At 73.0% G+C, this 12,503-nt stretch carries 7 protein-coding genes; 3 read left to right on the forward strand and 4 right to left on the reverse strand.

Features of this window, described 5'->3' with window-relative positions; all coding sequences use genetic code 11:
- Positions 1–356: 356 nt before the first annotated feature.
- Complete coding sequence (locus tag ACZ7EG_RS10045) at positions 357–905, reverse strand: MarR family winged helix-turn-helix transcriptional regulator (RefSeq protein WP_403743004.1); 549 nt, start codon at positions 903–905, stop codon at positions 357–359.
- Between the two features lie 122 nt (positions 906–1,027).
- On the opposite strand from ACZ7EG_RS10045, the gene ACZ7EG_RS10050 reads away from it, so the two are divergent.
- Complete coding sequence (locus ACZ7EG_RS10050; RefSeq protein ID WP_471077008.1) at positions 1,028–2,293, forward strand: MFS transporter; 1,266 nt, start codon at positions 1,028–1,030, stop codon at positions 2,291–2,293.
- Between the two features lie 13 nt (positions 2,294–2,306).
- Here ACZ7EG_RS10050 and ACZ7EG_RS10055 read toward each other — a convergent pair whose 3' ends face one another.
- Positions 2,307–3,974, reverse strand: coding sequence for an ATP-binding SpoIIE family protein phosphatase (locus ACZ7EG_RS10055; RefSeq protein WP_471074957.1), 1,668 nt, complete (start codon positions 3,972–3,974; stop codon positions 2,307–2,309).
- Positions 3,975–4,148: 174 nt separating this feature from the next.
- On the reverse strand, positions 4,149–5,528 hold the full coding sequence (locus tag ACZ7EG_RS10060; protein ID WP_471074960.1) for an NAD(P)/FAD-dependent oxidoreductase: 1,380 nt from the start codon (positions 5,526–5,528) through the stop codon (positions 4,149–4,151).
- 373 nt (positions 5,529–5,901) lie between these two features.
- Here ACZ7EG_RS10060 and ACZ7EG_RS10065 point away from each other — a divergent pair, with 373 nt between their 5' ends.
- Together ACZ7EG_RS10065 and ACZ7EG_RS10070 are read left to right on the forward strand one after the other, a co-directional pair.
- Positions 5,902–6,666 carry a TetR/AcrR family transcriptional regulator gene (locus tag ACZ7EG_RS10065; RefSeq protein ID WP_471074963.1) on the forward strand — a complete coding sequence of 255 codons (765 nt, stop codon included), beginning with the start codon at positions 5,902–5,904 and terminating at the stop codon, positions 6,664–6,666.
- Between the two features lie 284 nt (positions 6,667–6,950).
- Entirely contained in the window at positions 6,951–9,050 is a 2,100-nt protein-coding gene (locus ACZ7EG_RS10070; RefSeq protein ID WP_471074966.1) for a sigma-70 family RNA polymerase sigma factor, read from the forward strand.
- Positions 9,051–9,104: 54 nt separating this feature from the next.
- On the opposite strand, the gene ACZ7EG_RS10075 is transcribed toward ACZ7EG_RS10070, so the two are convergent.
- Entirely contained in the window at positions 9,105–12,395 is a 3,291-nt protein-coding gene (locus tag ACZ7EG_RS10075; protein ID WP_471074969.1) for an AfsR/SARP family transcriptional regulator, read from the reverse strand.
- Positions 12,396–12,503: the final 108 nt, after the last annotated feature.

Genomic DNA, 12,503 nt, shown 5'->3' on the forward strand with positions numbered 1-12,503 from the left:
TTTCCCTTTCCGGCGGTTCCGACTCTATCAGATCCTTTCGGGCCTGATCCCCGGTCAGCGGGGTTTGTCTTCGCGGCTGTTGGGCCGTTCCGACGTTCCCAACCTTAGCGCGCCCTCTCGGCGATTCCCAAATCGAAGCCGTTCGGAGTCGATCAGGTCGTCGAGTCCCAATTCGAATTGAATTCGGGCGTGCCGAAATCAACCCTGTCGGGAGGTCGAGCTGGTGGTTGGGTTGCCGCTGCTGCGGCGGAAGTGCTGCCGAAGAACCGTTACGGCTCGGTGGCAACCCGAAGAACTCTACGGATCCGTCAGGGAGGTGTCAAGCGGCCCCTGTCAAGATCTTTTCGCCCCCGGTGTCAGTCCAGGTCGGTGAGGCGTCCGCCCGCATCCGGCTGTGCGTGTTCGACCCTGCGCAGCAGGCGCGTGAGCACTTCGCCCAGCGCCGTGCGCTCGTCCGGTGACAGGTCCTGGAGCAGGTCCTCCTCGAAGACCGTCGCCAGGCGCATTGCCTCCAGCCACTTCTCTCGCCCCTCGGATGTCAGTTCCACGATGACTCGTACACGGTTCGACTCGTCTCGCTCACGGGTCACCAGAGATTCGGCGACCATGCGGTCGATCCGGTGGGTCATCGCGGCCGGCGTGAGGCCGAGGCGCTTGGCCAGGTCGCTGGGGCCCAGGCGGTAGGGGGCTCCGGAGAGGACGAGGGCCTTGAGGACCTCCCACTCCGCGTTGCTGATGCCGAGGGCCGAGGTCTGACGGCCGTAAGCGACGTTCATACGGCGGTTCAGGCGGGAGAGGGCCGAGACGATCTGCTCGACCTGGGGGTCGAGGTCCTGGAACTCGCGCTGGTACGCGGCGATCTGCTCTTCGAGGGTCGGCTCGCTGGGGCCGGGGGTGTCGCCCATGTGCGCAGTATCGCACGGCTGTTCTTTGCCTTGAAGTCCTTGGATCTGTACTCTTTAGCTTCGAACTTTAGTTTCGAAGTCTTCACTCCTAACTTGTGAGAGAGGTGAACGTGACCAGGGCGATGGGCGCAGCGATGCGCCGGATTCACGTGGGTAACGCACTCAGCGCGTTCGGGCTCGGCTTCACGGTCCCGTACCTGTACGTCTACGTGGCGCAGGTGCGAGGTCTTGGGGCCATGACGGCGGGTCTCGTACTCGCCGTCTTCGCAGTGGCCGCGCTGGTCGTGCTGCCGTTCGCCGGGCGGGCCATCGTCCGGCGCGGCCCGCTGCCGGTGCTGCTCACCGCCCTGGTCACCGCCGCTCTGGGTGCTCTCGGTCTGGGGATCGCGAGCAGTGCGGCGGCCGTGCTGGTGTCGGCCTCCCTGCTGGGCGCCGGGCAGGCCGTGATGCAGCCGGCGCTCGCGACGATGATCGTCGACTGCTCCCCGGCGGAGACGCGGTCGCGTGCCTTCGCCATGCAGTTCTTCCTGCAGAACCTCGGGCTCGGTGTCGGTGGCCTCATCGGCGGGCACCTCGTCGACACCACGAGCGCGGCCTCGTTCACGCTGCTCTTCGCGATCGAGGCGGCGATGTTCCTGCTGCTGGTCGTGCTGATGGCGACGGTACGGATGCCGCACGCGCCACGGATCGGGGACGCGCCCACGGCCGCAGGGCGGAGCAGCTGGAAGCAGTTGCTGGGCAACCGGGCCATGGTGCAGCTGTGCGTGCTGGGCTTCGTGCTGTTCTTCGCCTGCTACGGGCAGTTCGAGTCGGGGCTGAGTGCGTACGGGGTCGAGGCCGCGGGGATATCGACGTCCGCGCTCGGGACCGCGCTCGCCGCCAACACGCTGGTGATCGTCGTCGCGCAGTTCGCCGTGCTGCGGTTCGTGGAGCGGCGCCGGCGGTCACGGGTGATCGCCGCTGTCGGGCTGATCTGGGCGGTGGCGTGGGTCGTCGCCGGGTACGCGGGGCTCGGGCACGGGAGCCAGGAGATGGCGACGGCCGCGTTCGTCTCGACGTATGCGCTGTTCGGGCTGGGTGAGGCGATGCTGTCGCCGACCGTGGCCCCGCTGGTCGCGGATCTCGCGCCGGAGGGGATGGCCGGGCAGTACAACTCCGCTTTCGCCCTGGTCAAGCAGCTGGCGCTGGCCGTCGGGCCGGCGGTGGGCGGGCCGCTCGGAGCTTCGCTGCACGCGCCGTACATCGTGGCGTTCCTGGTGTTCTCGCTCGGGATCACCGTCCTGGCCGTGCGGTTGGGGCGGCAGCTGACCGATGTGCAGGATCAGCCGTGGCTCGGGAAGAGCCGGGTCGTGGCGCGGGGTGGGGCGCCCGTCTCCGCGGACGTCTGATCCCGGTTTGCGTCTAGGTGGTCTGGGTGCGGGGCAGGGCGAACTCGCACCAGACCGCCTTGCCGCCGCCGGGGGTGCGGCGGCAGCCCCAGTTCGACGCGATCGTGGCGACGATGGCGATGCCGCGGCCCGATTCGTCGCCCGGTTCCGCGCGGCGGCGTCTGGGGAGGTGGTCGTCGCCGTCGGTGACCTCGATGATCAGCCGTCTGTCCGTGCGGCGCAGCCGCAGCCGCATTGGCGGGGTGCCGTGCTGCAGGGAGTTGGCGACCAGTTCGCTGGTGGCCAGGACGCCCAGGTCGTGCAGGTCCGCGGGGAAGCGCCAGCTGGTCAGGACACCGGAGGCGAAGGCACGCGCGCGAGGGGCCGCCTCCACTCCGCCCAACAGTTCCAGTGCGGCGTTGCGGAAGAGCTCGCTGGCCGCTCCCGTGCGGGCGGGGTGCTGGAGGACCAGGACGGCCACGTCGTCGTCGTGGTCGGGGGTCACGCCCGCGGAGCGGACCAGGCGGTCGCAGACGACCTGGGGAGTGCCGGTCGCTCCGGCCAGGGCGCGCTCCAGAGCGGCGATGCCCTCGTCCAAGTCCGCGTCGCGCCGCTCGACCAGGCCGTCCGTGTAGAGAACGGCCGTGGAGCCGGGGGCGAGGGGGATCGAGCCCGAGGTGTGCATCCAGCCGCCGGTGCCGAGCGGGGGGCCGGTGGGTTCCTCGGCGCGCAGGACCGTGCCGTTCTCGTCGCGGACGAGGATCGGGAGATGGCCCGCCGAGGAGTAGATGAGCTTGCCCTCGTTCGGATCGTGGATGGCGTACGCGCACGTGGCGATCTGGTTGGCGTCGATCTCGGCTGCCAGACCGTCCAGGAGCTGGAGGACCTCGTGCGGGGGGAGGTCGAGGCGGGCGTACGCGCGGACCGCCGTGCGGAGCTGGCCCATGACGGCGGCCGCGCGGACGCCTCTGCCCATGACGTCGCCGATGACCAGGGCCGTGCGGCCGCCGCCCAGGGTGATGACGTCGTACCAGTCGCCGCCGACCGCGGCTTCCGTGCCGCCGGGGTGGTAGGTGGCGGCGATGCGCAGGTCGTCCGGCTCTTCGAGCTCCTGGGGGAGCAGTGAGCGCTGGAGGGTGACCGCCGTTTCGCGCTGGCGGCGTTCGCTGGCGCGCAGGCGCTCCGCGGCCTCGGCGTGGTCGGTGACGTCGGTGGCGAAGACGAGGACGCCGCGGCCCTCGCTGCCGCCCTTGCCGTCGCCCTGGGCGACCGGGGTGCAGGTGAAGCTGTAGGAGCGGCCGTCGGGGGCCTTGCGGGACTTGACCGTACGCGGTTTGCCGCTGCGCTGGACCTGGTCCAGGAGCGGGAACAGACCGAGGGCGTCCAGCTCGGGGAGAACCTCGCGGGCGCGTTCGCCCAGGGGGCGGACGCCGAAGGCGGTCGTGTAGGCGTCGTTGACGTAGGCGATGCGGTGGTCGGGGCCGTGGACCAGGGCGACGAGGGACGGGACGCGGTCGAGGACCTCACGCACCCGCAGTTCGTCGACGGCGGGAACGAACGGTGTCTCGTCGGTCAGTTGTTCGGCGCGGGCGGCGGGTACGGACCCTTCCCCCCGCCGGTCCGGGGAGGCCGTCTGCTCGGTCCGCGCTGCGGCGCGGCGCTGCGTTCCGGGGAGCCGGGCGCTCCAGCGCGTGAAGTTCACGAATCCTTGCCTCGTGTAGTGGTCGGCGGCCGGTACCGGAACCGGCCGGGGCCCCGGGGGGCCCGCGCCGGGGCGAGTGGTGGCGTGCCCGCGGTGGTGGACCAGTCTGGCAGTGCGCGGACCGGACCGACATCCGTCAGACGCCGGGCCGGCCGCTGGAGTTCCTGGGTCCGGTCAGGACGACCCCTTCGGGTTGTGCGGGGGGTCTTGAGAAGGCTTTCCACCGGCCGCGAGTTCGAACTCCGCCCGGGGGTGTTCGAGTGAACCCAGGGAGACGATCTCCCGTTTGAACAGGCCGGCCAGGGCCCATTCGGCCAGCACCCGCGCCTTGCGGTTGAAGGTCGGCACGCGGCTGAGGTGGTAGGCGCGGTGCATGAACCAGGCGGGGTAGCCCTTGAGCTTGCGTCCGTAGACGTGGGCGACGCCCTTGTGCAGGCCCAGTGAGGCGACCGAACCGGCGTAGGCGTGTTCGTACGTCTCCAGTGGTTCGCCGCGCAGGGAGCGCACGATGTTGTCGGCGAGGACCTTGGCCTGGCGGACCGCGTGCTGGGCGTTGGGGGCGCATTCGCGGCCCGGTTCTTCGGCGGTGACGTCGGGGACGGCGGCGGCGTCCCCCGCGGCCCACGCGTGCGTGGTGCCGTCGACCGAGAGTTCCGGTGTGCACTTCAGGCGTCCGCGGCCGTTGCGGGGCAGGTCGGAGGCGGCGAGCACCGGGTGGGGTTTCACGCCTGCCGTCCAGACGACCGTACGGGTGGGGAAGCGGGCCCCGTCGCTGAGGACGGCCACCCGGTCGGCGCAGGACTCGAGGCGGGTGTGGAGGCGGACGTCGATGTTACGGCGGCGCAGCTCGGTGACGGTGTAGCGGCCCATCTCCTCGCCGACCTCGGGCAGGATGCGGTCCGAGGCCTCGACGAGGATCCACTTCATGTCCTCGGGCTGGACGTTGTGGTAGTAGCGCGCGGCGTAGCGTGCCATGTCCTCCAGTTCGCCGAGCGCCTCCACGCCCGCGAAGCCGCCGCCGACGAAGACGAAGGTGAGGGCCGCGTCGCGGATCGCGGGGTCGCGGGTGGAGGAGGCGATGTCCATCTGCTCGATGACGTGGTTGCGCAGGCCGATGGCCTCCTCGACGGTCTTGAAGCCGATGCCGTGGTCGGCGAGGCCGGGGATCGGCAGGGTGCGCGAGACGGAGCCGGGGGCGAGGACCAGATGGTCGTAGGACAGACGCTGTGCGCCCGTGCCCTCCTCCTCGGTGGCGAGGGTGGTGACGGCGGCGGTGCGTTTCGCGTGGTCGACGGCGGTGGCCTCGCCGATCAGGACCCGGCACCGGTCGAGGACGCGGCGCAGCGGTACGACGACGTGGCGAGGGGAGATGGCGCCCGCGGCCGCCTCGGGGAGGAACGGCTGGTAGGTCATGTACGGGTCGGGCGTGACGACGGTGATCTCCACCTCGCCCCGGTCCAGCTCCCGTTTCAGTCTGCGCTGCAGGCGCAGGGCCGTGTACATCCCGACGTAGCCGCCACCGACAACGAGAATGCGCGCACGTTCCTTCACCATCCCATGACGCACCCGTCGCTTGCGTTTGTCCACAGCCTCGACGGATTGTGTGACCGGAGCGGGAGAGCGCGCGGAGTTGGCCGGATTAGTAACCTGCGGCCCATTCGTGCAGGTCAAGATGGGTGGTGCAGGGGGCGCACGGGGGCACATTCGGGACGTATGCGGCCCGTACTCCGATCGGTGGGCGCTCCGTGCGGAACGTGCCCCTTCTGAATTGACTCCCTCTCAACTATGTTCGTGTGTTGACGGGGTGTAGGGGGATGCGCTCACCGGGGTCCGCGACGGGCGGGCCGCGGAACGGGCCGGTTCCCGCGTCCCGGCATCGTATGGCGGGGAGTCTCCGGGGGGAGACGTCATTACCGGGGGAATACTTATGCATGTTCAGGACTCTCATTGGTCGCCCGCGTCCGCAGTCGCGGCGGGCGGTATGACGATGAGCGCGGCGGGCAGCGGACGCGACGCGTCGCGGACGACGCCGCTGCGTGTGGACGCACAGCGCAATCTGGAGCACGTACTGCGGGCGGCGCGCGAGGTCTTCGGCGAACTGGGGTACGGCGCGCCGATGGAGGACGTGGCGCGGCGCGCGCGGGTCGGCGTGGGCACGGTGTACCGGCGGTTCCCGAGCAAGGACGTCCTGGTGCGTCGGATAGCCGAGGAGGAGACCTCCCGGCTGACCGACCAGGCGCGAGCGGCGCTCGGGCAGGAGGACGAACCGTGGTCGGCGCTGTCGCGCTTCCTGCGGACGTCGGTGGCCTCCGGCGCGGGGCGGCTGCTGCCGCCGCAGGTGCTGCGGGTCTCCGTCGAGGACGGTGCCGGTGGCCCGCGAGTGCCGCAGCAGCGGACCCAGCCGGGCACGACGGAGCTGCGACTGGTGCCGGACCAGCCCGTCGCGGTCGCTTCGGTACCGGCGGTCGCGGCCGAGGAGGACGCCGGGACGACGGCGCTGCTCGATGTCGTGGGCCGGCTCGTGGACCGGGCGCGTGCGGCCGGTGAGCTGCGGGCGGACGTGTCGGTGTCGGACGTGCTGCTGGTGATCGCCACGGCCGCGCCGTCACTGCCGGACGCCGCTCAGCAGGCGGCCGCGTCGGCCCGGCTGCTGGACATCCTGCTGGAGGGCCTGCGCTCGCGACCGGCCTGAGCCGGTGGTACCCGGGCCGGGTCGGGTCGGACCGGGTCGGACCGGGTCGGACCGGGTCGGGTCGGGCTTCCGGGCTCGGGCGGCACGTCCGGGCCCGGAGCGAACGGGAGAGAACCGGAGAGAAGAGGGAGTGCCTTCCCTGAACGAGTGACGGCCAGTACTGCCGTGCGACAAGTCCCCACGGATGAGTGATGCTCCGAACTTCGGGCTTGTGACCATAAGCCCATATGGCACGCTGACCCGGTGGTCTGGACAGGTTGGACGGCTGCCGGGGGCTTTCCGCGATGAGCGTTGACGGGCGGGACGAGTCGAGCGGCAGCGGGCACGGCGACGCCACGGCCGGCGGTCCGGTCCCGCCGAAGGTGCCGAGCCAGGGCGGACGCGCGAGCGTGCCGCCCGCCGGGCACCCGGCCGACGGCTCGGTCCCGGCCCAGCGCGACCGGCGCGAGGACGGCGCCCTGCCGCCGCGTGGGATGCCGCCGTCCGACGCCGGCCTCATCGACCGGATGCGCGCGGGCGACGACACGGCGTACGAGGAGCTGTACCGGCGCCATGCGCAAGCCGTGCGCCGGTACGCCCGCACCTGCTGCCGCGACGCCCACACCGCGGAGGACCTGACCGCCGAGGTCTTCGCCCGCATGCTCCAGGCGGTACGCGGCGGCGCGGGCCCCACGCAGGCCGTACGCGCCTACCTGCTCACCTCCGTCCGGCGCGTCGCCGCCTCCTGGACGAGGTCGGCACGGCGCGAGCAGCTCGTCGACGACTTCGCGGTGTTCGCCGCCCAGTCCGCGCACGGGCCCGACGTGTCCGGGGACGACACACTCGAACTGGGCGCGGACGTACGGGCGATGCACGAGGCCGAGCAGTCCATGGCCATGCGGGCCTTCCGGTCGCTGCCGGAGCGCTGGCAGGCCGTGCTGTGGCACACCGAGATCGAGGACGAGTCGCCCAGCGAGGTCGCCACGCTGTTCGGGCTGGACGCCAACGGCACCCGCGTACTCGCCAGCCGGGCCCGCGAGGGTCTCAAGCAGGCCTACCTCCAGGCCCACGTCAGCGCCACGCTCACCGGCGACGAGGAGTGCGCACGCTACGCCGACCAGCTCGGCACCTTCGCCCGCGGGCGGTTGCGCACCCGCGCCGAGCGGGGGCTGCGCAAGCACCTGGACGAATGCGCGAAGTGCCGGCTGGCCGCGCTGCAGATCGAGGAAGTGGCCGGCGGTATCCCGGCCGTCGTGCCGGTCGCCGTCATCGGCTGGTTCGGGGCCGCCGGTTACGCGAAGGCTGCCGGGCTCATCGCCGGGGGTGCGGGAGCGGCCGGTGCGGCGGGGGCGGCCGCGGCGGCGGGTGGCTCGACCGGCGGGGCGGCCGCGACCGGCGGCGGACCGGCCGGGGCAGCCGCAACCGGCGGCGGTTCGGCCGGGGCAGCCGCAACCGGCGGCGGTTCGGCCGGGGCAGCCGCAACCGGCGGCGGTTCGGCCGGGGCAGCCGCAACCGGCGGCGGTTCGGCCGGCGGGGGTGGTGCGGCGCTCTCCGAGGGGGTCGGCGCGCCGGTGAAGGCCGGTATCGCGGCCGGTGTGGTCGCCGTGGGTGTGGTGGCGGCGGTGGTGATGGCACTGGCCGGCAACGAGAAACCGAAGGAAGAGGCCAAGGCCGACCCCTCGCCCCCTCCGCCGTCGTCGGTGGTGCGCCCGGGTGAGCCCACGCCCTCGCCCTCCTCCTCACAGCCCGGGCCGGGGCCGCAGCCGCCGGGGATCATGCCCGCGCGCGCCGGGACGCCCGCACCGACACCGCCCCCCGGGACCCGCCCGAGTCCGGACCCGGAAGCGGCACCCACGCCGACCCGAACGCCCGCTCCACCGCCCGCGCCCCCGAAGCCGACTCCGCCCTCCGCCCCCACACCGACGCCCACTCCCCCGCAGTCCCCGCCGCCTCCGCCGCCCCCGCCCGCCCCGGTCGTCTACCGGTGGAGCGAACTGTCGTACGACATCAGCGGCGACGGCACGAAGCCCGAGATGCGGATCGGTGCGAGCAGCTGGGTCTGGAAGCGGTCCGGCCTGTCGGTCGGCGGCCGGCACCACGCCCACGGCGTCACCGTGCACGGCCGCTCGTCCGTCACCATCGACCTCAACCGCGCCTGCGCGTCGTACGACGCGCTCGTGGGAGTGGACGACATGACGCTGAGGCTCGGCAAGGTGCGCTTCTCCGTCTACGCCGACGGGGTCAGGCTGTGGCGGTCCCCGCTGCTCGAGGGCGGTGATCCGGCCGTGCCCGTCCATGTGAACCTCACCGGCCGCAGGACGGTCCGGCTGGTGGTGGAACCGCGCAGTGCTCTCGGCGACCTGATGCCGGTGGACTGGGCGGAGTCCCGGTTCACCTGCGGCTGACGGTTCACCTGCGGCTGCGGCTGCGGCTGCGGCTGCGGCTGACAGTACGACGGCTCACGGCACCCTGTCGGGGGCATACGTGCGGCACGCCTCCTCCAGCTCGCGCAGGACGTCGTCCACGGTGAGAACCGTGCCCCGGGCATGCTCCGCCTCGCACGTGGCGCTCCCCAGGGCGGTACGCGCGGCGGCCTCGGCGCGTTCCGCCGGGGCGCGCTCCGGAACGGAGCGCGGGCGGCCCGACCGCCAGTGGTCGCAGGCGCCATGCAGCCGGGCCACGCGCGGGAAGTCGCCGAGATCGGCGAGCAGTCCCGCCGCGCCGTCCACGACCGTGGCCCGGACCACGTCCGAGCACCGCTTGTCCACGGCTTCGCGCAAGGCGGCGGTGACCTTGGCCAGGGCAGACCGCGGACCGGACTCCTGCGCGCTGATCATGGCGTCGAGCAGGAGCAGCATCACCATGAACTGGGGTGGCGGGGTGCCGGGGGCGGTGTTGACGCGGGCCTCCTCGCACCACGCGCGCGCCCGGTCGGTGTGCCCGTCCTCCAGGGCCATCTGGGTGCGCATCAGCAGGACGTACGCCTTGGAGTCCCGCACGCCGTACCGCTCGGCGGCGGCGGTGGCCTCGTCCAGCAAGGACAGTGAGGACACCCGGTCGCCCGCACGGTAGGCGATCTCGGCGAGCCGGGCGATGAGGAACGGCGACTCGGCGTAGGCGCCCACCTCGTAGGCGAGCCGCAGCGCCTCCTCGTACTCCCCCTTGGCCTCCTCGAAACGGCCGCGCACCATGGCGGCCTCGCCCGCGGCGCTGCACACCTGGGCGCGCAGCCAGCGGTCGCCCGCGCGGCGGCTGAGGACCCGCAGCTCCGCGAGGTCGTCGTCGACGCCCTCCAGGCGGCCGGGTCCGTCGACGACCGTGTGCGCGCGGAACATCAGGGCGACGGAGATCTCCCAGTCGCCGCCGTACGCACGGCAGTTGGCGACGGCGGCGTCCAGGACGGTCCGGACCTCGCTCGGGTCGCCCAGGAAGGAGGAGAGGATCGGGCAGACCAGCCCCGGGACACGGGCCGCGTGCGGGCCGCCTCCCCTGTAGTGGGCCCACACCCGCTCCATGTAGGGCAACCGCTCGGCGGCGAACGTCTCCATGGGCGCGACTTCGGTCATGAAGAACAGATGCAGCAGGCGCACGTCCATCCGCAGGGCGTGCAGCGGATGCCCCGCCTCCCCGTCCGACGCGGTGAGGAAGTGGTCGACATGGCTGGGCTCCGGCTCGCCGCCGGGCGGCACACGGCCCGCCACGTCCAGGGCGGCACCGAGGCGCAGCGTCCGCTCGAGCCACTCCACGCCCTCGTGCCGATAGTTGCGCAGCCACCAGAACCAGCCCATGGCCAGAGCGAGGGCGGCGGCCTCCGCCTCGTCCCCGGCGGCGAGGGCCCGGTCGAGGGCGGCGCGGATGTTGTCCAGCTCGGTCTCCAGGCGGGAGATCCACGGCAGTTGCCCGGCGGAGCGCAGCTGCGGATCGGCCCGCTCGGCGAGCGCACGCGCCCACGCGCGGTGCCGGAGCTCGGCGGTGGTGCGCAGCCGGGGGGTGTCGGCGGCACGCTCGACGGCGTACTCGTGGATGGTCTCCAGCATCCGGTACCGCATGCCGCAGGAGCCGTCGTCCGCGGCGGGCGCCGCCACGACGAGGGACTTGTCGACGAGGGCCCCGATCAGCTCGGCGGCGGGCCCGGAGCACACGGCCTCGGCCGCCGCGAGGTCCCAGCCGCCCGCGAACACGGACACCTCGCGCAGCATCGTCCGCTCGGCGTCGTCGAGGAGGTCCCACGACCAGTCGACGACGGCGCGCAGGGTCTGCTGGCGGGGCAGGACCGTACGACTCCCCGAGGTGAGGAGGCGGAAGCGGTCGTCGAGGCGGTCGGCGATCTGCCGGGGCGTGAGCAGCCGGAGCCGGGCCGCCGCCAGTTCGATGGCGAGCGGCAGCCCGTCCAGCCGCCGGCAGATCTCCGCCACCGCCTGCTCGTCGCGGAGCACGGCCTCCGCGTCGGGACGGACGGCGGTGGCCCGCTCCGCGAACAGCCGGCGGGCGTGGTCAGGGCGCAGGGGCTCGACCGGGCGGACCAACTCGCCCGGGACACCCAGGGGTTCACGGCTGGTGGCCAGAATCGTGAGCCCCGGGCAGCGGGTCAGCAGGGTCTCCGCGAGGTGGGCGGCGGCGTCGATGACGTGCTCGCAGTTGTCAAGGATCAGTAGGAGGCTGCGCGGCGCGCAGAACTCCACGAGCAGCCCGACCGGGTCGTCCTGCACGGCCGTGAGCTCGCTGGTCATCAGCACGGTCTCGCGCAGACCGAGCGCACTGACGACCGCTCCCGGTACCGCCTCCGGCCGGTCGAGCGGGGCGAGCTCGGCCAGCCATGCCTGCGGGAGCCCGGCGGCGGCTTCCTCGGCGAGACGGGTCTTGCCGGAGCCGCCCGGTCCGGTGAGGGTGACGAGTCGGGCCCTGTGCGTGTCGGAACGGATGGCGGCGATCTCGGGTTCCCGGCCGACGAACGAGGTCAGCCGCGGGCGGATGGCCCCGGGGCGGGTGCGCTCGCGCTCCGGCGGCGCGGGCGGGTGCTTCTGGTCCTCCGGGGCGGAGTCGAGCAGGCCGGCGTGGAGGGCGCGCAGCCGGGGCCCGGGGTCGGTGCCGAGGCCTTCGGCCAGGGCACGGCGGGCGGTCTCGTACGCGGCGAGGGCGTCGGCGTCCCGTCCGGTGTCGCGCAGGGCACGGATGAGGAGGGCGTGCAGCGGCTCGTCGTAGGGGTGCACGGCGGTCAGTTCGCGCAGCTCGGGTACGACGTCCAGTCCGCGTCCCAGGCGTAGCCGTGCCTCCGCCCTGGCCCGGGTCGCCTCCAGACGCCTGGCCTCCGGGCGGGCGGCGGCAGAGCGGTCGGGGAGGTCGGCGAGGGCGGGGCCCTGCCAGAGGGCGAGGGCGGCGTCGAGGTGCCGCTCCGCGAGGGCGGGGTCGTTGTCCGTCAGGGCGTCGATGCCCTGCTGGACGAGCCGTTCGAAGACGAAGAGGTCGATGTCGTCCTTGCCGGCCGCGAGTCGGTAGCCGCCCGTCTCGGAGGTGACGGCGTCCTTGCCGAGGGCCCTGCGGAGACGGCCGATGAGGGCCTGGAGGGCGGCGGGGGCGTCCTGGGGCGGGTCCTCCGCCCAGACCTCGTCGATCAGCGCCTGGGGAGTGACGACGCGGGAGGGGCGCAGGGCGAGGGCGGTGAGCAGGGCGCGCAGGCGGGGGCCGCCGATGGGTACGACCGAGCCGTGCTCGTCCTCTGCCGTGGTGACGCCCAGGATTCTGTACCGCACGGGGTCATTGTCGCCGGGGTGGGGGTGAGGGGCGGGGGGTTTTCGGTGCGGGGCGTTGCTCGGGGGTGTGCGTGCGGGTGCTCGGCGTCGCTGCTGAGGCGGGGTGGG

This window comes from Streptomyces sp. NPDC037100 (genome assembly GCF_055606225.1).